23 protein-coding genes are annotated in these 21,796 nt (G+C 69.6%); 15 read left to right on the forward strand and 8 right to left on the reverse strand.

Going from position 1 to position 21,796, the window contains the following annotated elements:
- Nucleotides 1–348: 348 nt before the first annotated feature.
- Nucleotides 349–1,752, forward strand: a complete 1,404-nt coding sequence (locus BLT25_RS04470; RefSeq protein ID WP_091042528.1) for a glycoside hydrolase family 28 protein — start codon at nt 349–351, stop codon at nt 1,750–1,752.
- Between the two features lie 97 nt (nt 1,753–1,849).
- Nucleotides 1,850–2,830: a bile acid:sodium symporter family protein gene (locus tag BLT25_RS04475; protein ID WP_091042531.1), complete on the forward strand. Its 981-nt coding sequence runs from the start codon at nt 1,850–1,852 to the stop codon at nt 2,828–2,830.
- Here the strand turns inward: BLT25_RS04475 and BLT25_RS04480 are convergent.
- Nucleotides 2,787–3,224: a RidA family protein gene (locus BLT25_RS04480; protein ID WP_091044260.1), complete on the reverse strand. Its 438-nt coding sequence runs from the start codon at nt 3,222–3,224 to the stop codon at nt 2,787–2,789. The genes BLT25_RS04475 and BLT25_RS04480 overlap by 44 nt on opposite strands.
- A gap of 87 nt (nt 3,225–3,311) precedes the next feature.
- On the opposite strand from BLT25_RS04480, the gene BLT25_RS04485 reads away from it, so the two are divergent.
- The 5 genes from BLT25_RS04485 to BLT25_RS04505 are packed head-to-tail and all read left to right on the forward strand — an operon-like array spanning nt 3,312 to nt 9,528.
- Nucleotides 3,312–3,758: a cupin domain-containing protein gene (locus BLT25_RS04485; RefSeq protein ID WP_091042534.1), complete on the forward strand. Its 447-nt coding sequence runs from the start codon at nt 3,312–3,314 to the stop codon at nt 3,756–3,758.
- A complete protein-coding gene (locus tag BLT25_RS04490) occupies nt 3,755–4,660 on the forward strand; it encodes an acyl-CoA thioesterase (RefSeq protein ID WP_091042536.1) in 906 nt (301 codons plus the stop codon). The genes BLT25_RS04485 and BLT25_RS04490 overlap by 4 nt, the downstream gene beginning before the upstream one ends.
- Nucleotides 4,657–6,300: an AMP-binding protein gene (locus BLT25_RS04495; RefSeq protein WP_091042537.1), complete on the forward strand. Its 1,644-nt coding sequence runs from the start codon at nt 4,657–4,659 to the stop codon at nt 6,298–6,300. Before BLT25_RS04490 ends, BLT25_RS04495 begins: the two co-directional genes overlap by 4 nt.
- A gap of 10 nt (nt 6,301–6,310) precedes the next feature.
- Nucleotides 6,311–8,683 carry a bifunctional salicylyl-CoA 5-hydroxylase/oxidoreductase gene (locus tag BLT25_RS04500; RefSeq protein ID WP_091042540.1) on the forward strand — a complete coding sequence of 791 codons (2,373 nt, stop codon included), beginning with the start codon at nt 6,311–6,313 and terminating at the stop codon, nt 8,681–8,683.
- The gene (locus BLT25_RS04505; RefSeq protein ID WP_256328455.1) at nt 8,680–9,528 is read left to right on the forward strand and encodes a PaaX family transcriptional regulator; all 849 of its coding nucleotides are present in this window, start codon (nt 8,680–8,682) and stop codon (nt 9,526–9,528) included. Before BLT25_RS04500 ends, BLT25_RS04505 begins: the two co-directional genes overlap by 4 nt.
- A gap of 43 nt (nt 9,529–9,571) precedes the next feature.
- On the opposite strand, the gene BLT25_RS04510 is transcribed toward BLT25_RS04505, so the two are convergent.
- The 6 genes from BLT25_RS04510 to BLT25_RS04535 all read right to left on the reverse strand — a co-directional run bounded on the left by BLT25_RS04510 (nt 9,572) and on the right by BLT25_RS04535 (nt 13,665).
- Complete coding sequence (locus BLT25_RS04510) at nt 9,572–10,075, reverse strand: hypothetical protein (RefSeq protein ID WP_091042545.1); 504 nt, start codon at nt 10,073–10,075, stop codon at nt 9,572–9,574.
- 125 nt (nt 10,076–10,200) lie between these two features.
- Nucleotides 10,201–11,220, reverse strand: coding sequence for an App1 family protein (locus tag BLT25_RS04515; RefSeq protein ID WP_091042547.1), 1,020 nt, complete (start codon nt 11,218–11,220; stop codon nt 10,201–10,203).
- Between the two features lie 134 nt (nt 11,221–11,354).
- Nucleotides 11,355–12,077: a sulfite exporter TauE/SafE family protein gene (locus BLT25_RS04520; RefSeq protein WP_091042549.1), complete on the reverse strand. Its 723-nt coding sequence runs from the start codon at nt 12,075–12,077 to the stop codon at nt 11,355–11,357.
- 9 nt (nt 12,078–12,086) lie between these two features.
- Nucleotides 12,087–12,383, reverse strand: coding sequence for a hypothetical protein (locus tag BLT25_RS04525; protein ID WP_143033631.1), 297 nt, complete (start codon nt 12,381–12,383; stop codon nt 12,087–12,089).
- Nucleotides 12,384–12,406: 23 nt separating this feature from the next.
- The gene (locus BLT25_RS04530) at nt 12,407–13,252 is read right to left on the reverse strand and encodes a cation diffusion facilitator family transporter (protein ID WP_371113322.1); all 846 of its coding nucleotides are present in this window, start codon (nt 13,250–13,252) and stop codon (nt 12,407–12,409) included.
- Nucleotides 13,253–13,326: 74 nt separating this feature from the next.
- Nucleotides 13,327–13,665, reverse strand: a complete 339-nt coding sequence (locus tag BLT25_RS04535; RefSeq protein ID WP_091042557.1) for an ArsR/SmtB family transcription factor — start codon at nt 13,663–13,665, stop codon at nt 13,327–13,329.
- Nucleotides 13,666–13,810: 145 nt separating this feature from the next.
- On the opposite strand from BLT25_RS04535, the gene BLT25_RS04540 reads away from it, so the two are divergent.
- The 8 genes from BLT25_RS04540 (at nt 13,811) to BLT25_RS04575 (ending at nt 20,688) form a co-directional block, all read left to right on the forward strand.
- Nucleotides 13,811–14,254, forward strand: a complete 444-nt coding sequence (locus BLT25_RS04540; protein ID WP_091042560.1) for a hypothetical protein — start codon at nt 13,811–13,813, stop codon at nt 14,252–14,254.
- Nucleotides 14,255–14,257: 3 nt separating this feature from the next.
- A complete protein-coding gene (locus tag BLT25_RS04545) occupies nt 14,258–15,574 on the forward strand; it encodes a hypothetical protein (RefSeq protein ID WP_091042562.1) in 1,317 nt (438 codons plus the stop codon).
- A gap of 66 nt (nt 15,575–15,640) precedes the next feature.
- Nucleotides 15,641–16,303 (forward strand): DsbA family protein, encoded by a 663-nt coding sequence (locus tag BLT25_RS04550; RefSeq protein ID WP_091042565.1) that lies wholly within the window; start codon nt 15,641–15,643, stop codon nt 16,301–16,303.
- On the forward strand, nt 16,300–16,920 hold the full coding sequence (locus BLT25_RS04555) for a vitamin K epoxide reductase family protein (protein ID WP_256328456.1): 621 nt from the start codon (nt 16,300–16,302) through the stop codon (nt 16,918–16,920). Before BLT25_RS04550 ends, BLT25_RS04555 begins: the two co-directional genes overlap by 4 nt.
- Nucleotides 16,921–16,972: 52 nt before the next feature.
- Complete coding sequence (locus tag BLT25_RS04560; protein ID WP_091042568.1) at nt 16,973–17,329, forward strand: Cd(II)/Pb(II)-sensing metalloregulatory transcriptional regulator CmtR; 357 nt, start codon at nt 16,973–16,975, stop codon at nt 17,327–17,329.
- A complete protein-coding gene (locus BLT25_RS04565) occupies nt 17,326–19,290 on the forward strand; it encodes a heavy metal translocating P-type ATPase (protein WP_091042570.1) in 1,965 nt (654 codons plus the stop codon). Before BLT25_RS04560 ends, BLT25_RS04565 begins: the two co-directional genes overlap by 4 nt.
- 10 nt (nt 19,291–19,300) lie before the next feature.
- Nucleotides 19,301–19,681, forward strand: coding sequence for a BlaI/MecI/CopY family transcriptional regulator (locus BLT25_RS04570; protein WP_218131242.1), 381 nt, complete (start codon nt 19,301–19,303; stop codon nt 19,679–19,681).
- Nucleotides 19,678–20,688 carry a M56 family metallopeptidase gene (locus BLT25_RS04575; protein ID WP_091042574.1) on the forward strand — a complete coding sequence of 337 codons (1,011 nt, stop codon included), beginning with the start codon at nt 19,678–19,680 and terminating at the stop codon, nt 20,686–20,688. Before BLT25_RS04570 ends, BLT25_RS04575 begins: the two co-directional genes overlap by 4 nt.
- Here BLT25_RS04575 and BLT25_RS04580 read toward each other — a convergent pair.
- Nucleotides 20,663–20,998, reverse strand: a complete 336-nt coding sequence (locus BLT25_RS04580; RefSeq protein WP_091042575.1) for a YnfA family protein — start codon at nt 20,996–20,998, stop codon at nt 20,663–20,665. The two genes, BLT25_RS04575 and BLT25_RS04580, sit on opposite strands and share 26 nt — an antisense overlap.
- Nucleotides 20,999–21,796: the final 798 nt, after the last annotated feature.

The raw sequence follows: 21,796 nt of genomic DNA on the forward strand, positions 1-21,796 counted from the left end.
GCTCGCCGGCGCCGCCGGCACCAAGGGCACCCTCGACCTCGAGACCGCCGACAAGCTCCTCGCCAAGATCGACGAGATCGCCGAGATCTTCTGGGAGACGAAGAAGGCGTGAGCCTCCTTCGTCTTCATCGACGGCCGAGCTTGCGAAGCCGTCGTAACAAGAAGGCCTGAGGAACGAAGGCCGACTTGCGAGAAGCCAGGTTTCGGCGAGCAGCCGGGGCCTGGCTTTCTCCATGCCCCACCCCCGCGAGGGCATAGACGTATGACAAGTACGTCACTAGTGTGACAAGTGTCACCGTCCCCCTCGCGGCGGCCTCGGGCCGCCGTCGGAGCTCTCGAGGAGCATGCATGCGTCACATTCGAAAGCGCGCGACACCCGTCCTGCTGGTCCTCGGTCTGGTCGGCTCGCTGACCGCGACCACACCCGCCCTCGCAGACCAGAAGACCGACCAGACCGTACGCGGTCCGGATGCGGCCGCGATCGCGAAGATCGTCGACCGCATCGAGGAGCCCTCGATCCCCGACCGCGACTACCAGATCACCGACTTCGGCGCCGTCGGAGACGGCACGACCGACGCGCTGCCCGCGATCAGGGCCGCGATCGAGAAGGCCTCGGCCGACGGCGGCGGCCGCGTCGTACTCCCCGAGGGCACCTGGCTCTCTGAGGGTCCGGTGCACCTGGCGAGCAACATCGACCTCCACGTCTCCGAGGGGGCGACGCTGCTGTTCGGGACCGACACGGACGACTACCTGCCGGTGGTGCGTACGCGCTGGGAGGGCACCGAGCTCGACGGCTACTCACCGCTGATCTACGGCAACGACGTGCACGATGTCGCCATCACCGGATCGGGCACCATCGACGGCAACGAGGACTCCGAGTTCCACGCCTGGAAGGAGCAGGAGAAGCCCGATCAGCTGCGGCTGCGCCAGATGGGCTTCGACGGCGTACCGGTCGAGGAGCGCGTCTTCGGGAAGGGTACGTTCCTGCGACCGAGCGCCATCCAGTTCTTCCACGCCGAGCGGGTGCTGCTGGAGGACTACCGGGTCACCAACTCACCGTTCTGGATCAACCACCTCGTCTACACCGACCAGGCGACCGTGCGCGGACTCGACGTCGACAGCCACCGGGCCAACAACGACGGCATCGATGTCGACTCCAGCACCAACGTCCTGATCGAGGAGAACCGCTTCCGGACCGGCGACGACTCCGTGGTCGTGAAGTCGGGACGGGACCTCGACGGACGCACCATCGCCCGTCCCAGCGAGAACGTCGTGATCCGCCGCAACGACATGGGCGGCGAGGACGGAATCGCCCTGGGCAGCGAGATGTCCGGTGGTATCAGGGGCGTCTACTTCACCGACAACGTGCTGCGTGACGGCGCCTCGGCGATCCGGTTCAAGGGCAACCTCGACCGCGGCGGCACGGTCGAGCACATCCGGGTGAGCGACATGGAGATCGGCGGCTTCGAGAACTTCATCTGGTTCCAGCTCGACTACCCCGGTGAGCTGGGCGGCAACTACCCACCGGTCTACCGCGACATCGTCTTCTCCGACATCACGGTCACCTCCGCCACGACCGGGCTCGAGATCCACGGTCCGGCCGACGCTCCCTTGAGCGATGTCACCCTGCGGGACGTCACCGTCGAGCAGGTCGAGACGCCGATGGTCCTGGAGAACGTCGAAGACCTGCGCTTCGACAACGTCCGGTTCGGCGACCAGTACGTCGACGGAGAGCTCGACTGGGTCTCCTGAACCGGTCCCCCACCCCGCCGGCCGCGCACCCCTTTCGAGGCTCGCGGCGGGCGGGTCGTCGGGTCGAGTCTGTACCCATCTTCTCGGAAGGAAGAACATGAGAACAGTCCGACAGGTCAGCGCCTTCGTGGGTCGATGGTTCGCCCTGATCGTCCTGGTCGCCGGCGCCATCGCCCTGGCCACGCCCAGCACCTTCGACGGGTGGGCGGCCCAGGTGCCGCTGCTCCTCCAGATCATCATGCTCGGGATGGGCATGACATTGCGCCCCGTCGACTTCGCGATCATCGGCCGACGGCCGTGGGCCCTGCTGCTGGGAGTCGCCACCCAGTTCACCGTGATGCCACTGCTCGGCTGGGGCATAGCGAACGCGCTCAGCCTCTCCGCGGTGCTCACCGCGGGCATGATCCTGGTCGGCTGTGCGCCCGGCGGCACCGCCTCCAACGTCATGGTGTTCCTGGCGCGCGGCGACACCGCGCTGTCGGTGGCGATGACCTCCGTGTCGACGCTGCTCGCTCCCGTACTGACGCCCCTTCTCGTCCTCTTCCTGATCGGGGAGGACCTGCCCGTCTCCGCGGGCGACCTGTTCGTCTCGATCGTGGAGATCGTGCTCGTCCCGGTCCTGCTCGGACTGGTGCTCCGACTGCTGCTGCCGCGTCTCATCGAGAAGGTCATCGATGTGCTTCCGCTGATCTCGGTCGCCGGCATCACCGGGGTCGTGCTCGCCGTCGTGGCCGGCAGCGCCGACACGCTGCTCTCGGTCGGCCTCCTGGTCGTCCTCGCCGTGGTGCTGCACAACGTCGCCGGCCTGGCCCTGGGGTACGCCGTCGGGCGGGTCTGCGGCATGCCCGTCTCGAGCCGGCGCGCGATCAGCATCGAGGTCGGCATGCAGAACTCCGGCCTCGCCGCTGCCCTCGCCACCGTCCACTTCTCACCCGCGGCCGCGCTGCCTGCCGCGATCTTCTCGGTGTGGCACAACGTGTCCGGCTCGATCCTGGCGAGCTACTGGTCCCGGCGCCCCATCGAACGCGACGACGTCACCCCACAGCCGGAGGCCGCACCAGCCGATCGTCGGGGATGACGGCGACGCCGAGGATCTCGATCATCGCCTCGGGCTGCCACAGCGCGGTGGTCCCGATCCCCGCCATCGCCGGGTAGACCGGGCCGGCGAGCTCGCGCCAGACTTCACCGATCTCCTTGCCGTGCGCCTGGTAGTCCGGGATGTCGGTCAGGAAGATCGTGATCGACACCAGGTCCTCGGGGATGCCGCCGACCTCCCGCAGCGTGGTCAGGACGTTGCCGAACGCCTGCCGGAACTGCTCGACGATTCCCCCGGGGACGATCTGCATGTTCTCGTCCAGCGCGGTCTGCCCGCCGAGATGGAGGGTGTTGCCACTGAGCGTGCCGTGCGAGTAGCCGCGCGGCGCGGGCAGCGCCGCGGGGTTGACGGCTACGGGCGTGAGGTCCGTGTTCATGATTCGACCGTAGGGCATCTATTGACATTCCTACAACGTTCGTGCAGAAAATGAAACACATCCTGAATCGAACGGACAGGACCTCACATGGACCCCACCTCCGACACCTCTGGTCTCGTCGTCCCGGTCGTGACCCGCGCCGGCTTCGAGCCCGACCTGACCGAGCAGAGCGAGGGCGCCACCCGGATCAGCGGCGTCAGCATCCAGCACACCCCCGCGACCAAGCTGTGGTTCGGCAAGGTGCACAACCTCGCCGGCTACCGCTCCGTCCCACACCACCACGGCGAGGCCGAGACCGGCGGCTACGTGCTGTCGGGTAGGGCCCGGATCTACTTCGGCGAGAAGTTCGAGGACTACCTCGACATGTCCGAGGGCGACTGGGTCTTCGTGCCGCCGTTCCTGCCGCACGTCGAGTGCAACCTCGACCGCAACCACCCGCTGACCTGGATGACCACCCGCACCCCCGAGAACATCGTCATCAACCTTCCTCAGGTCGACGACGCCGACCTACGCGACTGGGCCGACCGGCCATGACCGCCGACTCTCAGACGTTCACCGACGCCGTCACCCTCAAGGAGTGCGAGCCGGAGGTCTTCGACCTCGCCTTCACCGCCACCACCCAGCCGTGCCCGTGGCCGAAGGCGTACGGCGGCGACATGGTCGCGCAGGCGCTCGTCGCCGCGTCGCGAACCGTCACCGACGGCAAGGCGATGCACTCGATGCACTCCTACTTCATGCGCCCCGTCGACATCGGCGCCGAGGTCCGCTACGAGGTCGAGGTGCTGCGCGACGGTCGCGGCTACAGCACCCGCCAGGTCCGCGGCTTCCAGAACGGCAAGCCCGTGTACGTGTGCATGGCGAGCTTCGCCGCCGGCGAGCCGAGCGGCAGCTTCCAGGTGACGATGCCGGTCGACGTACCCGGTCCCGAGACGGTGCCGACCTCCGCGGCCTATCTCGCCGACCGCACCGGCGGGACGATGACCGAGACCTCCAAGGCGTACTGGTCCGGCGGGCGCAGCTTCGACATGCGACACGTGCCGGGTCCGGTCTATCTGACCGTAGAGGGCGAGCGGTCGCCGCACCAGGCCATCTGGGTCAAGCCGTACGACGCCCTCCGCCCCGTCGAGGGCCTGACCGACCAGCAGCGCGACACCGCGGCGCTCGCCTACGTCTGCGACTACACGATCCTGGAGCCGGCCCTGCGGGTGCTCGGCCTGGCCTGGGCCGACGAAGGGCTCGTGACCGCCAGCCTCGATCATGCGATGTGGTTCCACCGGCCGGTCCAGATGGACGACTGGCTGCTCTACGCGCAGGAGGCGGTCTCGGTCGAGGACGGCCGCGGCACCGGGATCGGCCGGTTCTTCACCACCGACGGCGTGCATGTCGCGACCGTCGTCCAGGAGGGCATGATCCGTGCGGCAGGGGCGTCGTCATGACCGGGCTCGCCCCGACGGGCCACCAGGACACGTTCGCCCGCGACCACCTGCCGCCGGCGGCGCAATGGCCGACGCTGGAGTTCACCACACCGCTGCTCGACTACCCCGAGCGCCTCAACGCGGCGACCGCGCTGATCGACGCCACCGTCGCGACCCATGGCCCGGACCGTCCTGCCCTCCGCACCCCCGACGGCACGGTGTGGACCTACGGTGAGCTGCTCACCCGCGCCAACCAGATCGCACACGTACTGGTCGACGACCTCGCTCTGGTCAGCGGCAACCGGGTGCTGCTGCGCTCCCCGAACAACCCGTGGACGGTGGCGGCCTGGCTGGGTGTGCTGAAGGCCGGCGGGATCGTGGTGACCACGATGGCCGCGCTGCGGGCGACCGAGCTCGGGCCGATCGTCGAGAGGACCCGGCCCGTGATGGCGCTCGTGGACCACCGGTTCGTCGAGGACGTCCACGCGGTCCGGGACACCGTCGCGCCCGACCTGACCGTGGTCGCCTACGGCGGAGATGCCGAGGACGACCTGACCCGGCGGATCCTGGCCAAGCCCGCCGACTTCACCGCGGTCGACACCGCGGCCGACGACGTTGCGCTCTTCGGACCGACCTCGGGGACGACCGGCGTCCCGAAGATCACCACCCACTTCCACCGCGACATCCTCTCGATCGACAACACCTTCGGCCGGGCGACGCTGCGGCTGGAGCCGAGCGACGTCGTGGCGTGCACAGCGCCGTTCGCGTTCACCTTCGGGCTCGGCATGCTGGTCGTCTTCACTCTGCGGGCCGGGGCCTGTGCCCTGCTCACCGAGGCCGCCTCGCCGGTCCAGCTCGCCGACCTGATCGCGGAGCACGGCGTCACGGTGCTCGCGACCGCGCCGACGGCGTACAAGCAGATCCTCAAGTCCGGTGCGATCGAGCAGCTCAAGGGGCTGCGCGTCGCCGTCACCGCGGGCGAGCACATGCCCCAGGTGACCTGGGAGGAGCTCGAGCGCGAGCTGGAGCTGCGGGTCATCGACGGCATCGGCGCCACCGAGATGCTGCACATCTTCATCTCCGCGGCCGGCGACGAGATCCGGCCCGGGGCGACCGGCAAGCCGGTGCCCGGCTACCGCGCCACCATCCTGGACGCCGAGGGCAACGAGGTCGGGCCGGGCGTCGAGGGGCGGCTCGCTGTGATCGGCCCGGTCGGCTGCCGCTACCTGGACGACGAGCGCCAACGCGGCTACATCGTGAACGGCTGGAACGTCACCGGCGACACCTTCGTCCGCGACGAGGACGGCTACTACTGGTACCGCTCGCGCACCGACAACATGATCGTCTCCTCGGGCTACAACATCGCCGGCCCCGAGGTGGAGGAGGCGCTGGGCACGCACCCGGACGTGGTCGAGGCGGGCGTGGTCGGTGGACCCGATGCGGACCGGGGCGCCATCGTCTGCGCCTTCGTGGTGCTCCGCGAGGGCGTCGACGGCGACACCGCGAAGGCCGAGGAGATCCAGCAGTACGTCAAGGGGCGGCTGGCTCCCTACAAGTACCCGCGCCACGTCCGGTTCGTCGCGTCCCTCCCCCGCAACACCAGCGGCAAGCTGCAGCACTTCAAGCTGCGCCAGATGATCGCGTCGGAGAGCGGGACATGAGGGCTGGGACATGAGGATCGCGATCGTCGGGGGCGGACCTGGCGGGCTCTACTTCGCCACGCTGATGAAGACCCTCGACCCCGGCCACGAGATCACCGTCTGGGAGCGCAACGCCCCCGACGACACGTTCGGCTTCGGCGTGGTCTTCTCCGACGAGACCCTCGGCAGCATCGAGGGCGCCGACCCGGTCGTGCACGACCGGATGGAGGAGCTGTTCGCCCGCTGGTCCGACATCGACGTCGGTCTGACCGACCGGCAGGGCGCTCGCCACTCGTTCACCGTCGGCGGGCAGGGCTTCGCCGCGATGTCACGCAAGGACCTGCTCCAGATCCTGCAGGAACGGGTCGCCGAGCTCGGGGTGGCCGTCCACTTCCGGACCGAGGCCCCGGACCCCGACGAGCTGCGGGCCTCCTACGACCTGGTGCTGGCCGCGGACGGGGTGAACTCAGCCGTCCGGACCAAGTACGCCGACCGGTTCGGCCCCAGCCTGGACCGCCGGCGGAACAAGTACATCTGGTTCGGCACCGACCTGGTCTTCGAGGCGTTCCAGTTCTTCGTCAAGCAGACGGAGTGGGGCACGATGCAGATCCACGGCTACCCCTTCTCCGCGCACGGATCGACGTTCATCGTCGAGATGCGTGAGGAGGCCTGGCGACGCGCCGGCCTGGACCACGACGAGGACGCCGTCGACCGGATCGCCGAGATCTTCGCCGACGAGCTCCGCGGGCACGCGATCCTGACCAACAACTCCCGGTGGATCAGCTTCCAGACCGTACGCAACGAGCACTGGTACGACGGCAACGTCGTGCTCCTCGGCGACGCGGCCCACACCGCTCACTTCTCGATCGGCTCCGGCACCAAGCTGGCCATGGAGGACGCCCTCGCCCTCGCTGCCTGCCTGCACGAGCACCCCTCCCTCGACGAGGCGCTCGAGGCGTACCAGACCGAACGGAAGCCGGTGGTGGAGTCGACCCAGCGGGCCGCCCAGGCCTCGCTGGAGTGGTTCGAGGACATCGACATGTACGCCGACCAGGACCCTGCCCAGTTCGTCTTCAACCTGCTCACCCGCTCACGCCGGATCACCTTCGAGAACCTGAAGGAGCGCGACGCCGACTTCGCGCACCGGATGGAGGCGGAGTTCGCCCGCCACCAGGGCAGCACCGAGGTGGTCCCGGCGATGTTCCAGCCGGTCCGGATCGGCGAGCTGGAGCTGAAGAACCGGGTCGTGCTCTCGCCGATGGACATGTACTCCGCGACCGACGGCGTCCCCGACGAGTTCCACCTGGTCCATCTCGGCTCGAAGGCACTCGGCGGCGCCGGCCTGGTGATGACCGAGATGACCTGCGTCTCCCCCGAGGCCCGCATCACCCTCGGCTGTCCGGGCATCTGGACCGACGCGCAGCGCGACGCGTGGCGAACCGTGACCGGCTTCGTGCACCGTCACTCCACCGCCAGGATCGGGATGCAGCTGGGCCACTCGGGCCGCAAGGGCTCCACGAAGCTGATGTGGGACGGCATGGACGAGCCGCTCGACCACGACAACTGGGAGGTCATCGGCCCCTCCCCGCTGCCCTACGGCGACGGCTGTCATGTCCCGCGCGAGGCGACCCGCGCCGACCTGGACAAGGTGGTCGCGGACTTCGTCTCGGCGGCGCGGCGCGCCGTCGACGCCGGCTTCGACCTGATCGAGGTCCACGCCGCGCACGGCTACCTGCTCAGCTCGTTCCTCTCCCCCATCGCCAACCACCGCGACGACGCCTATGGCGGACCCTTGGCCAACCGGCTCCGCTTCCCCCTGGAGGTCTTCGACGCGGTCCGCGCGACCGTGCCGGCCCACATTCCGGTGACCGTCCGGATCTCCGCGACCGACTGGATGCCCGACGGCAACACCGACGAGGACGCGGTCGAGATCGCCCGCGCCTTCGTCGAGCACGGAGCGGCCGCCATCGACGTCTCGTCGGGCCAGGTGAGCAAGGACGAGAAGCCCGCCTTCGGGCGCTCCTACCAGACCCCGTTCGCCGACAAGATCCGTCACCGGGTCGCCGAGCCCGCCGGAGCGAAGGTGATCGCCGTGGGCGCCATCTCCTCGTACGACGACGTCAACTCGATCCTGCTCGCGGGCCGTGCCGACCTCTGTGCGCTCGGCCGCACCCACCTGTTCGATCCCAGCTGGACGCTGCATGCCGCTGCCGAGCAGGACTACCACGGCGACGGCGCCGACTGGCCGGTCCCGTGGGCCGCCGGGCAGCGCAAGCCGCCGACGTCACGCAGCGACAAGATCCCCCCTCGGCTGCAGCTGCTCAGGACCGGCGAGACCGAGCATGTCCACCTGAGGTGGGCCCCCGGGACCGCAGCAGAACATCCGGCAGAATGCCCCAGGTGACTACGGCGGAGGCTGCCCCGGCAAGCCAGCAGAACCGACGGTCGCGCACCACCGTGGTGACGTTCCTCGGCGCGGTCGTGCGACCGCTCGGAGACTGGATGCCGATCGCCGGCGCGATCGACCTGCTCGCGCAGGTCGGACTCGACGCCCCCTCCGTACGCACCGCCGTCCACCGCCTCAAGGGGAACGGCTGGCTCGACTCCGAGACCCGCGCCGGCACCCGCGGCTACGCGCTCACCGAGACGGCCCTGACCACGCTCGCCGCCGGCGACGAGGTGATCTGGCACGCTCGTACGCCCGCGGACCTCGCCGACGGCTGGTGCATCGTGAACTTCGGCGTACCCGAGTCGATGCGCGCCAAGCGACACCAGCTGCGTGCCCACCTCTCCCACCTCGGCTTCGGCAACGTCGGTACCGCGCTGTGGATCGCGCCCGCGCGGATGCGCGACGCGGCCGAGCGGGCGGTCACCGAGCTCGAGCTCGAGTCCTACGCCGCGATCTTCGTCGGCGGCTACCACGGCACCCAGGACCTCACCGAGCTGCTCTACAGCAGCTGGGACCTCGAGGCGATCGACCAGAGCTACCGCGAATTCGTCGCGGCCCACAGCGATCTCGCCAGGCAGCTGCAGAACACCAACCTGTCAGGCCGGGACGCCTTCGTGACCTACCTCGACGTCGTCGGCCGGTGGCGCAAGCTCCCCTTCCGCGACCCGGGCCTGCCCCATGACGTACTCGCCCCGGACTGGAGCGCCCCCGCCGCGGTCTCGCTGTTCGAGCGGCTGGTCGACGCCCTCGAGAAGCCCGCGCTCGCGCATGCGAGCTCTCATTGGCCAGGAACGACCTGACAGCCTCCGGACGGTCTGTCGTCCCATCGACCCGGAGCGGTGCTCAGCGCGCGTCGCGCGCACCTTGGCGACGGGCGCCCTGCGCACGAGAGGACGCGTCGCGCTTGAGGCCTCCGGTAGTCCGCGTCGCTTCCCGCCGCGCGCTGGGCACAGGCGTGCCGCCGTCGTTCACGGGAGTTTCACGAGGTGGCCCGGCGCTGCTGGCGGCTCGCGCCGCGGCGAGCCGTTCGGCCCGCAGCTCCTGCGAGGCCTTCCTCGCCGCTGCACTGACCTGTCGACTGACCTGCGCCAGCACGGACTCGAAGACCTCTGCCTTGGCCCTGGCGCGCTGGTTCTGGTCGTAGGCCTTGCCGCGTCCGCCGACGCTCTCGACCGCGGCACTGGCGCCGCGGCGGTAGACCTTCAGGTGCTTGCTGCGCTCGCGTCTCACCCGCTCGTGCAGCTCGAGCAACTGGTCCTCGTCGAGCTCGCGCAGGGCAGCAGGGTCCGCCTCACGGACGAGAGCTGCTTCCTTCTCGGTCAGGGAATTCAGCAATGCCTTGTTCACAGGACCCTCCGGTGTCTTCACCGACGACTGCGCCGCCCCCGGTTGACGCACACGGCGCAAGCCCATGCTACGCCCGGCGCAGCGCCCCGGTCCGGTGTTCAGAACCCGCCCGAGGCGTGCCGTTCTCAGAGGAGCCCGAGCTCGGTGGCGTGGCGGCGTACCGCGTCGCTGTCGGCGGCGAGCACGAGCGGCACCTCGTCGCCCATGGTGCTCCACACGCGCTCGACCCGGCCGTCGTGAGGATCGAGCCGCACCTCGCGGATGTAGACGGCGAGGATCCGCCCGGGATGGCGGCGGACGGTGTCGGCATAGGTCTGCGGATCGTGCTCACCGGAGTCGCCCAGGAGGACGAACGGAAGGCCGGGGTGGAGCGCGAGGACCTCGTCGATGCGCCCGGTCTTGGACTCCCTGCCGTCGGCACCGCCGAGCAGGTCGCGCAGCAGCAGCGGGCCGCGGGGGAAGTCGCGGTGACGCAGGAAGGCATCCAGGAACGCATACAGGTTCCACGGGCTGGAGGAGATGTAGAAGACCGGGTTCGCGCGGGCGGCCAGGTCGCGGTAGAGCTCGGGCGCACCGGGGAACGGCGTACGCGTGAGCGCCGACCCGGTGAGCGTCTGACGCACCATCCGCCCGACGCGCTGGACCCCGGTCTCGAGGATCGTGTCGTCGATGTCGGAGATCACGCCGAACTGCGCCTCACCTGCGGGAACGCGGACCTCCACCGTGGCGCGGTGGTCGCCGGCCAGGCCGCGGTACTCGCCGGCCAGCTCGACGGTGCCGCGGGTCCACGGTGCCTTCAGCGTCTCCGGGTCGGGCCGCAGCCGTGCCACGAAGTAGCCCTCGTCGTCGGTGACCACGTCCACCGCGGCATCGCCCACGGTGATCCGCAGCGGCACACCCGGCAGCTCGTCGGTCACGAAGTGACGGACCATGCGGCGTACTGCGGGCCTCACCCCCTCGCCCTCCACCGCCTCCGACGGCGGTGGGTCGTCGACGACCCGGCCGCGTACGACGACCCCCTCGGCACCCCCGTGCCCGCCATAGCACTTGATCCGAAAGTCCGTCGGCACCCGCGATCCTGCCCGGCGGAGTCTCGCCGCGTCCCATCCGCGCTCCAACCCGAGCATCCATCGACGTGCAGACATGGCCACAGCCTAGGGTCCGCCACGTCAGGACGGCTCGCGGGTCAGGCGTGACTCATGACCTGCAGGTTGCGAGACGCTCCTGGTCGGGCATTGCCACGGCTTCCGTTGATCCTGTCGGTGAGAGACGGTCCGGGTCACATCACGGCGCCGACGAGGACCGCCGCTGCCGAGATGACGAGTGTCGCGATCACGAGCGGTCGCAGCTGCGCCGGGGACACCCGGCGGAAGAGTGCGTCGCCCAGCCGCCATCCGACCGGCAGCCCGGCCACGCCACCGAGGGAGAGCAGGAGGACCTCCGAGTCGATGTGACCGAGGACGAGGAAGGCAGCGACCGCGACGAGATCCTGACCGGCGAACACCGACTGCAGAGTCGCCCGGTAGCGCCGCGGCTCCCGGTTGACGAGTGCCATCACCAGGGGTGGGCCGTTCATCCCGGTGGACGTCAGCAGTACGCCGCTCACGATGCCGGCGACCGGCATGCCACGGCGGCCGACCTGCGGCCTGATCGCCATCAGCAGTACCAGGACCAGCATCACCACGGCGATACCGGCCGAGAGCCGGCGCTCATCGGCGACCCACAACAGCACCAACCCGACCGGCATCCCGATGATCCCGGTCAGGGTCAGCAGCAGGGCGTCGCGGCGGTCCACATGGGCACGCTCACGCAGCGCGACAGCCGTGGTGAGGATCCAGCTGACGATCGTCGCCACGACGACAGCGCGGGCAGGGTCCGTCACGAGGAGCAGGCCGGGAACGGCCGCGAGGACGGACCCGAACCCGGTCACCGCCTGCACGAGCGCAGCGATGACGAACACCAGCAACGCGATCCCGATGAGGGCGAGCAGGTCGGCCGACATCGGTTCTGCTCAGCCGGCGAGCGGCGCGTGCCGCGGCCACGGCGCGACCCGCTCGAGCTGGCCGGCCAGGGACAGCAGCAGCGGCTCGCCACCGAGGTCGATGAAGAAGTGGGCGCCGAGAGGAAGGCCGTCGGGATCGACCCCGGCGGGCACCGACATCGCCGCGCCCCCGGTCACGTTCACGAGGCTGGTGAACCCTGCCATCCCCGGGGCGACGGCGTACATCACCCGGGTGAACGGCTCGACCTGGGCGACCAGGTCGGCGCCCATCATCAGGACCGACCAGCGGGCGATCACTCGGCTCACCTCGGAAACCTTCGGCCCGACCTTCACCAGGTGACCTCATGGCATTGCGGGCTCATCTCGGTCTCGGTCTGCAGCGTGGCGTGCTCGATGCGGTGCCGGCTGGCCAGAAGTTGCTGAGCCTGGGTGCGGACGCCCTGTCCGTCGGCCTCGACCGCGAGCACCAGATGGGCGGTCGCGACGTTCATGCCGGAGGTGAGGGCCCAGATGTGGAGGTCGTGTACGTCATTCACCCCCGGAACGGCCTCGAGGTCGGCGACGACGTTCTCGAGAGCCAGGCCTTCGGGGACCTCCTGACCGAGGACCGCCAAGACCTGACGACCGAGGACGACCGCACGCACCGCGACGAACAGGCCGATGGCGACCGCGACGACGGCATCCCAGAGCGGGAGTCCGGTCGTGGCGACCAGGATGCCCGCCACGATGACGCCGACGCTTCCGGCGGCGTCGGCGATGACCTCGTAGTAGGCGCCCTTGACGTTGAGCGACTCGGCGGAACCCTCGCGCAGCAGGAGCATGGAGATCACGTTGACCGCGAGCCCGATCACGCCGACGACGAGCATCGGCCCGGTGGCGACCTCGACCTCCTCGCCGATCCGGCCCAGCGCCTCGACGACCACGTACGCCGCGACGCCGAGCATGATCAGGACGGTCAGCCCGGAGGCGAAGACCTCGGCCCGGTAGGAGCCGTAGGTGCGCCGGCCCGTGGTGTCCTTCCTGGTGGCGATCCGGGTCGCGACGAGCGCGGCACCGAGAGCGACGACGTCGGCCGCCATGTGGCCGGCGTCCGAGATCAGTGCGAGCGAGCCCGACAGGAGCCCGAAGACGAGCTCGACGACCATGAAGGCGGCGACCAGGAAGAAGGTCGCCATGAGTCGGCTCCGATACCGGCCGCCGACGTGCCCGGCGGCACCATGCCCATGACCGTGCCCGTGGCCCGCGCCCATCAGGCGGCTCCGTCCGAGTCGGCGGCAGCACACATGGCGGGGTCGGTGACGAGGACGACCTCCTGCAGGTCCCCCAGTGCGTGGACCAGCCGCCGGTCGGCGATCTCGTAGCGAGTGCGGCGACCCTCGGGCACCGCGACGACCAGGCCGCAGCCACGCAGGCAGGCGAGGTGGTTCGACATGGACTGCCGGCTCACCCCGAGCGAGTCGGCGAGCTCGGCAGGGTAGTCGTGCTGCTCACGCAGCCGCATCAGGATCCGTGCCCGCGTGGGGTCGGAGAGCGCATGCCCGAAACGGGCGAGCGCATCGATCGATCCGGGACTCACATCGGTGGTCATGCGCACGACAGTACATCAGATCATGAATTCAGCAATAGCTTGATCCGTCGCACCGCGGAGGACCCGGCACGCCATCTACTATCCATGATAGTAGGATCCACCGGGCTCGACCCACCATCGATCGCACAACCGAGAGAGAGCTTCGATGAAGCCGATCGCTTCCCTCTGCCTGGCGTTCGCCATGCTGACAGGACTCGCCGCTTGCGGGGAGGAGGCCACACCGACGACTCGCCCGAGCGACGGCGCCACCTCAGCCCCGGCGACCAGCACTCCCGAGTCGTCGGCGCATGCCGAGCCGCCGTCATCAGAGCGACCGGCCGAGCCCGCGGGCCCGGTGGTGGAGGTCGCCATCAAGGGCGACGAGGTCACCCCTGCGGGCAAGCGGATCAGCGCGCAGGCCGGGGTGCCGGTGACGTTCGTCATCACCTCCGATCGGGCCGGCGGGCTGCACGTGCACTCGAGCCCGGAGCAGACACCGGAGTTCGTCGACGGCACGACCACGCTCCAGGTGACCATCGAGCGCCCGGGCCTCATCGACGTCGAGGAGCACGAGTCCGGCGAGCTCGTCGTGCAGCTGGAAGTCCGCTGAACGATGCTTCCCACGCACGGCATCGGCGGGGCGCAGGACCTGCCGATCCCCGCGAGCTACGCCATCACCGGCGCCGGAGTCGCCCTGGTCATCAGCTTCGGGGTGCTCCTGGTGGCCTGGCGGCGACCTCGGTTCGACGGCGCCGGCGCCGGCCGCCCGCTGCCCGCCCCGCTCGCGGGCCTCATCGAGTCGACCTGGTTGTCGATCGTCGCCAGGGTGATCGGGATCGTCCTGGTCGGCTACGCCGCCTGGGCGATGATCTGGGGACCCGATCTCGCCCTGAACCCGATCTTCGGCATCGTGTACGTGCTGCTGTGGGTCGGCCTCGTCCCGGCATCACTCGTGCTCGGTCCGGTATGGCGCGCGATCAGCCCGCTGCGTACGTTCCATCGCGGCATCGCCAAGGTGGCCGGGACCTCACCTCGAGAAGGCCTGGTGACGCTGCCGTCATGGGTCGGATACTGGCCGGCGACGGTCGGCCTGTTCGCCTTCGTCTGGCTGGAGCTGGTCAACGAGCAGGCGAACTACCTGGCCACCGTCCAGACCTGGTTCGCGGTCTGGGCGGCGGCGCTGATCATCGGGGCCGCGGTCTTCGGGGACGTGTGGTTCGAGCGCGCGGATCCGTTCGAGGTGTACTCGACGCTGATCGCGCAGTTCTCACCAGTGGGCCGGCGCAGCGACGGGCAGCTCGTGTGGCAGTGGCCGCTCGTCCATCTCGACGCGTTCGCACCGAGCCCGAGCAGGGTCGCCGTCGTCGCCGTGCTGCTGGGCTCGACGGCGTACGACAGCTTCAGCCGCTCCCAGCACTGGGTCAGGTTCTCCCAGGCGGTGCTGATCGACATGACACTGCTCGGCACGCTGACGCTGCTGGCCTTCTGCGTCTTCGTCGGGGCGACCTTCTCACTGGGCACGATGGCGACCGCCGTCCCGCCCCATCTGCGGCGCACACGGCTGCCGGCCCTGTTCGCCCATTCGGTCGTGCCGATCATCGTCGGCTACGTGATCGCGCACTACCTCACGCTCCTGCTGGAGTTCGGCCAGCAGGTCCTCATCCAGCTCAGCGACCCGATGGTGATCGGCGCGAACCTGCTCGGCACCGCCGACTGGACCGCGGTCTACTTCCTCTCCGAGCAGCCCACGACCCTGGCGACGATCAAGGTCCTCGCCGTGCTCGCCGGTCACATCCTCGGCGTCATCGCCGCCCACGACCGTGCCGTCAGGCTGCTCCCGAGAGGCCATCAGGCGACCGGGCAGCTCGCCCTCCTGGTCGTGATGCTCGTCTACACCGTCGGCGGCCTCTACCTGCTGTTCAGCGGCTGACCCGACGAGGCGTCCAGGCGTCACCTACTATTCTCGCTAGTAGTAGTTCTCAGGAGGAGTGCACCCGTGTCCAAGCAGACCAAGATCACCGCCCTAGTCGCGGGTCTGGTGGTCGCCGCGATCGTGGCCCTGATCGTCGCCTCGTCGAAAGGCGAGGCAGAGCGCCCCGCTCGCACTGCGGACACCCCGGCCGAGGAGAACGCGCTGACGCGCCCCGATGCCCGGATCCTGGGCGAGAAGGGCTCCAGCGACGTGACCTTCGTCGAGTTCCTCGACTTCGAGTGCGAGGCGTGCGGGGCCGCGTACCCGATCGTCGAGGACGTACGGAAGAAGTACGCCGGCGAGGTCACCTTCGTCGTCCGCTACTTCCCGCTGCCCGGCCACTTCAACTCCGAGCGGGCAGCGCGAGCGGTCGAGTCCGCCGGCCGGCAGGGCCAGTTCGAGGCGATGTACAGCAAGATGTACGAGACCCAGGCGACCTGGGGCGAGGCACAGACGCCCCACGACGACCTCTTCCGCTCCTTCGCCGAGGAGATCGGCCTGGACATGAAGACGTACGACGCTGACTACGCCTCCGAGGAGGTCGCCGCACGAGTCCAGCGCGACATCGACGACGGCACCGAGCTCGGCGTGCAGGGGACGCCGACCTTCTTCGTCGACGGCGAGCCGTTCCAGCCGCAGACGGTGGAGGACTTCGACCGGGTCCTCGACGAGGCGCTCGCGCGGTGAACGACGCATCCTCGGCGAAGGAGGCCTCCCCTGCCGCGAGCATCGCGATGGGCTGGGGCCTGCTCCTCGGCGGCCTCGTCGGGCTCGTCGCGGCCGCGGCCCTCCTGATCGAGCGCTTCAAGCTCGCACAGGACTCCTCGTACACGCCGGTCTGCAGCCTGAACCCAGTCGTCAGCTGCGGGTCGGTGATGGAGTCGGCCCAGGCCGCGGTGCTGGGGTTCCCCAACCCGCTGATCGGCGTGGCCGCGTTTCCGGTGCTCATCACCACCGGCGCCACGATCCTCGCCGGGGCCCGGTTCCGAAGCTGGTTCTGGCTCGGGCTCCAGGCAGGCGTCACGGCAGGGCTGGCGTTCATCGCGTGGTTGGTCTTCCAGAGCCTCTACCGCATCGGCGCACTGTGCCCCTACTGCATGGTCGTGTGGATCGTGGTCATCCCGACCTTCTGGTACGTCACCCTGCACAACCTCCGCCATGGCGTCTTCGGGGAGCGGGCCGCCCGCAGCAAGGCTGCAGAGGTCGCGGACGTATGGCACGCCCCGATCCTCCTGGCGGCGTTCCTTGCGGTTCTCGCGCTCATCGTGGTCCGCTTCTGGGACTACTGGTCGACACTGATCTGAGCACCGCACGGCCACGTTCCCAATTGGTCAGCGTTCGCTGTATGGTCAGCGCATGCTGACCATTGCCTCGCGGATGGACGTGATGACCCGCCTGGGTCGTGCCATGTCCGATCCCACTCGCGCGCGCATCCTGACGGCGCTGCTGGAGGCCCCGGGCTATCCCGCCGAGCTCGCCCGGAGCCTGGAGCTGACGCGCACCAACGTGTCGAACCACCTCGCCTGCCTGCGCGGGTGTGGCCTCGTCGTGGCCGAGCCCGAAGGGCGTCAAACCCGCTACCAGATCGCGGACCCGCACCTGACCGCCGCACTGGAGTCGCTGGTGAAGGTGGTGCTCGCGGTCGACGAGGGCCTCGCCTGTGAGGACGCCGGCTGCGAGCTCGGCTGCTGCGCCGCGGAGGCGGACCGGTGAGCCGCCACTGCTGCGGACCCGAGGAGCCGTTGAAGCACGAGGAGCTGACACCGTGGTGGCGTGATCGCGGACTGTTGTGGCCCGCGGTGTCGGGGATCCTGCTCGCGCTGGGGTTCCTGGCCGACTGGTTCGGCCAGGACACTGTCGCCCTCGTCCTCGAGGGCGGCGCGCTGGCCGCAGGCGCCTGGACCTTCGTTCCCGGTGCGTTGCGCCGACTGCGCCGAGGCAAGCTCGGTGTCGGGCTGTTGATGACGATCGCCGCGGTCGGTGCGGTCGCACTGGGCCGGATCGGCGAAGCAGCGGCTCTGGCGTTCCTGTTCGCGATCGCCGAGGCACTGGAGGACCGGGCGATGGACCGCGCCCAGCACGGCCTGCGCGCCCTGCTCACCCTGATCCCCGACACGGCCAGGGTCGAGCGCGACGGCCAGGTGGAGACCGTCGAGGCCTTCGAGGTACGCCGCGACGACGTCCTGCTCATCGGCGCCGGCGAGCGGGTCTCGACCGACGGCATCGTGGTCGAGGGCAGCTCGAGCATCGACACCTCGACCGTCACCGGCGAGTCCATCCCCGTGGAGGTCGCCACCGGCGACCCCGTCCCGGCGGGAAGCGTCAACGGCGGCGGGACGCTCCGCATCGAGGCCACCGCCGACGGCCGCGACAACTCGCTGACGCAGATCGTTCGGCTCGTCGAGGAGGCGCACGCCCGCAAGGGGGACCGGGCCCGCCTCGCGGACCGGATCGCCCGGCCGCTCGTCCCGGCCGTTCTGGTGCTCGCCCTCGGAGTGGCACTGCTCGGATGGCTCCTCACCGGCGACCCGCTGGTGTGGGTGGAGCGTGCCCTGGTCGTCCTCGTCGCGGCCTCCCCGTGCGCGATGGCGATCGCGGTGCCCGTCACCGTGATCTCCGCGATCGGTTCGGCCAGCAAGCTCGGCGTCATCATCAAGTCCGGCCAGGCTTTCGAGCAGCTCGGCACGATCCGCGCGGTCGCACTGGACAAGACCGGCACGCTGACCCGCAACCAGCCCTCGGTCGTCGCGGTGACTGGAGCGAGCGGCTGGTCCGAGGACGACGTCCTGCGCCTCGCGGCCGCGGTCGAGGCGACCAGCACCCATCCGCTGGCCGAGGCCGTGCGTGCCGGCGGACCCGGCGTACGACCGGCTGCCGACGTGCAGGAGCTGGCCGGCCATGGCCTCCGGGGCATCGCCGAGGGACGCAGCGTACGGGTGGGAAGCCCGCGTTGGGTCTCCCCCGGGACGATCCTCGGCGAGGCGGCCGACTCGATGGCCGAACGAGGCATGAGCGTCATCGTCGTCGAGGCCGACGACGTCCCGGCGGGCGTCATCGGCGTCCGGGACGAGCTCAAACCCGAAGCCGCCGAGGCGATCGCGATGCTGCACCAGCGCGGCATCAGGTCGCTGATGCTCACCGGCGACAACGAGCGCACCGCGCGAGCCCTGGCCGCGCAGGTCGGGATCGATGACGTACGCGCCGAGGAGCTGCCCGCTGACAAGGCCGAGGCCATCGAGTCCTCCGTCGCCACGACTCCGACGGCGATGATCGGCGACGGCATCAACGATGCCCCGGCCCTGGCCGCCGCGACGGTGGGCATCGCGATGGGCGTCACCGGGTCGGCCGCCGCGGTGGAGTCGGCCGACGTCGCCTTCACCGGGACCGACCTGCGCCAGATCCCGCTCGCCTTCGATCACGCCAAGCGGGGTCGAGCCATCATGACCGGCAACATCGCGCTCGCCCTGGCCATCATCGTGGTCCTGGTCCCGCTCGCCCTGGTCGGCGTCCTCGGACTGGCCGAGGTCGTGCTGGTCCACGAGCTCGCGGAGGTGGTGGTCATCCTCAACGGGCTGCGTGCCGCGAGGGTGCGCGACCTGACGCCGCCGCGGGCGACCTCGACGGGCCAGCCGCGGTCTAGGGCGTCCGCAGCTACGATGGCGGTTCGTACGTGAAGGAGTGATGATGCGCGGCTTGGGCCCTCTCGAGGCGAAGATCATGCAGCGGATGTGGTCCGGCGACGCGCCACAGACGGTGCGCGCGGTGCACGACTCGCTGGCGGAGGACCGCAAGATCGCCTACACGACGGTGATGACCGTCATGGACAACCTGCACCACAAGGGGTTCCTCGGGCGCGAGCGGCAGGGGCGGGCCTACGTCTACTCGCCGGCGACGACGCGTGAGGAGCACACCGCCTCGCTGCTCGGCGAAGTGCTCGCCGACGGTGGAGACCGCGCGAATGTCCTGCTCCACTTCGTCGAGCACCTCGACGCCGACGAGCTGGAGGCGCTGCGCCGAGTGGTCACCGACCCCGACAGGTCGCCGCACCAGGACGGGGCGAGATGACCGGCGCGGTCGCGCTGCTCGCCTTCGCCGCGGCCTCGATGTACGCCGGGCAGCACCTGCTCCCTCGACTCGACGTGCTCCATCGGGCCCCCCGACTGGGTATCGCCCTGTGGCAGACGCTCGCCGCGGCGGCGATCGCGGCGCTCCTGCTCGGCATGGTCGCTCTCACCATGCCCGGACTGTCCGCCGCCGCGGCGATCGGGGAGGTCCTGCGCGCGTGCGTCATCGGGATCCAGCACCAGTACGCCTCCGTGACCGGCGCCATCCTGACGACGGCGAGCATCGTGCTCCTGGGCGTCGTCGGCGGACGTCTTGCCGTTGCCCTGTGGAGCCAGCGACGCCGAGACCTGCGCGCCCGGCGAGCTCACCTGGCCGGCCTCGAGCTGGTGGCCGAGCGCCCGGAGGAGGGCGTCGTGGTCCTCGACCAGGCGGCCGCGGCCGTCTACTGCGTACAGGGCGAACGCCGCGCCGGGACGTCGGACACCGTGGTCGTCACCCGAGGCGCGCTGCAGACCCTCACCGCCGCCCAGATGACCCTCGTCCTTCGGCACGAGCACGCCCACCTGAGCTCGCACCATGCTCGCCTGGTCGCTCGCGCTCATGCGCTGAGCCGGGCATTTCCGTTCATCGGGTTCTTCCGCGTCGCCCACGAGCAGATCGCCCTCCTCGCGGAGATGCACGCCGACGACGCCGTCGCCGTGGACGATCGCCGATCACTGGCCGAGGCGCTGTACGAGCTCGCCCTGGCCAATCGGCCCGCGCAGGCGTCGGTCGCTCTCGCCGCCACCGGCTCCGACGTCGTCCAGCGCGCGCAACGACTGGTCGGGCCGCACCAGCCGCTCCGACGGATCTCCATCGCAGCGCTGTCCGCAGCCATCGTCCTGGTCGCCTCGACCCCGGCCACCCTCGCCCTGGTGCCCGGCGGAGTCGGCGACGCACACCAGTGCTGCCTGAGCGCGGGCGACACTCGAGCGGCGGTGCTCAGCCCGCGCGGGGCGAATACATGATGACCGCGACGCCGACCAGGCAGATCAGCGCCCCAACGACGTCGAAACGGTCGGGCTTGAAGCCGTCGAGGACCATGCCCCAGGCGAGCGAGCCGGCGACGAAGACACCGCCGTACGCAGCCAGGATGCGTCCGAAGTTCGCATCCGGGTGGAGGGTGGCGACGAAGCCGTAGATGCCGAGGGCGATGACACCGGCGCCGATCCAGACCAGACCGCGCTGCTCGCGTACGCCCTGCCACACCAACCAGGCCCCGCCGATCTCGGCAACCGCGGCAACGAGGAACAGAGCGATCGACTTCAGTGTGTCCACGGCGTCATCCTGTCAAACCTCCCGCGGTCGCAGACACCGGATTGGCTCGCCTGAACGGCTCGGGGGACATCCGGGGGGAATCCAACCGCACTCAGCAGCAGGAGAAACAAGAAACCCCGCCTGAACCTCTGCGTTTCCGCAGTTCAGGCGGGGTTCTAGCTTGTGGAGCTGAGGGGATTCGAACCCCTGGCCTTCTCATGCCTCCGAGACCCTTCGGCCTCATCACATGATCGCTCGGATCACCTCGGCAAATCGTTGCCTTGACCTGCACCGATGCCCAACTTCAGTTGATGCTTCTTCTCGGACGATAACGCGCCACCTCGGCGAATTTCGAGGCCCAAAGTGCGGAGTTTCCGCGGAGCAGTTCGGTGTTTCGGCCACAAGGCGTACCGCAAAGTCGGTGAACTCTGCCGTAAGGGTCTGCCCGCAGTGACCTTGGGCCTTCATGTCGTCACGGATCGGCGGGTCTCTGTCCGGGCTCTTCGTGGACAGGAAGAAGACCTGGCCGAGCGAGTCATATTCAGAGGCCTACGTGTCCAACGCACCTGCGGCGATTCGAACCCCAAACCTTCTGTTCAAGATCACGAGGACCGACCTCTCAGCCGATCTCGTCCATCTTCGGTTCGGCTCGCAGCTTCTCTCGCTCTGACCAGCGGAACGCCGACACTCCGGGTTCCGTCATCGGTCAGACTACCCGACGTCTCGGCCACTATCGAGGTTTCTGGCAACGCCTTCGCAAGGCTGATGTGTCGAGCTTTCGTTGACCGCAGATCTCGGCGCGGCCGTCACGTACTGTTC

Origin of the sequence: Nocardioides sp. YR527, assembly GCF_900101045.1 — a bacterium.
In the GTDB taxonomy this organism is placed as follows: Bacteria; Actinomycetota; Actinomycetes; order Propionibacteriales; family Nocardioidaceae; genus Nocardioides.

Coding starts and splice junctions, on each gene's coding strand:
- BLT25_RS04570 (WP_218131242.1), top strand. CDS start 19,301: ATGCGCGGCTTGGGCCCTCTCGAGGCGAAGATCATGCAGCGGATGTGG.
- BLT25_RS04540 (WP_091042560.1), top strand. CDS start 13,811: ATGAAGCCGATCGCTTCCCTCTGCCTGGCGTTCGCCATGCTGACAGGA.
- BLT25_RS04530 (WP_371113322.1), bottom strand. CDS start 13,252: ATGGCGACCTTCTTCCTGGTCGCCGCCTTCATGGTCGTCGAGCTCGTC.
- BLT25_RS04475 (WP_091042531.1), top strand. CDS start 1,850: ATGAGAACAGTCCGACAGGTCAGCGCCTTCGTGGGTCGATGGTTCGCC.
- BLT25_RS04535 (WP_091042557.1), bottom strand. CDS start 13,665: ATGACCACCGATGTGAGTCCCGGATCGATCGATGCGCTCGCCCGTTTC.
- BLT25_RS04495 (WP_091042537.1), top strand. CDS start 4,657: ATGACCGGGCTCGCCCCGACGGGCCACCAGGACACGTTCGCCCGCGAC.
- BLT25_RS04500 (WP_091042540.1), top strand. CDS start 6,311: ATGAGGATCGCGATCGTCGGGGGCGGACCTGGCGGGCTCTACTTCGCC.
- BLT25_RS04470 (WP_091042528.1), top strand. CDS start 349: ATGCGTCACATTCGAAAGCGCGCGACACCCGTCCTGCTGGTCCTCGGT.
- BLT25_RS04520 (WP_091042549.1), bottom strand. CDS start 12,077: ATGTCGGCCGACCTGCTCGCCCTCATCGGGATCGCGTTGCTGGTGTTC.
- BLT25_RS04545 (WP_091042562.1), top strand. CDS start 14,258: ATGCTTCCCACGCACGGCATCGGCGGGGCGCAGGACCTGCCGATCCCC.
- BLT25_RS04485 (WP_091042534.1), top strand. CDS start 3,312: ATGGACCCCACCTCCGACACCTCTGGTCTCGTCGTCCCGGTCGTGACC.
- BLT25_RS04560 (WP_091042568.1), top strand. CDS start 16,973: ATGCTGACCATTGCCTCGCGGATGGACGTGATGACCCGCCTGGGTCGT.
- BLT25_RS04575 (WP_091042574.1), top strand. CDS start 19,678: ATGACCGGCGCGGTCGCGCTGCTCGCCTTCGCCGCGGCCTCGATGTAC.
- BLT25_RS04515 (WP_091042547.1), bottom strand. CDS start 11,220: ATGTCTGCACGTCGATGGATGCTCGGGTTGGAGCGCGGATGGGACGCG.
- BLT25_RS04480 (WP_091044260.1), bottom strand. CDS start 3,224: ATGAACACGGACCTCACGCCCGTAGCCGTCAACCCCGCGGCGCTGCCC.
- BLT25_RS04490 (WP_091042536.1), top strand. CDS start 3,755: ATGACCGCCGACTCTCAGACGTTCACCGACGCCGTCACCCTCAAGGAG.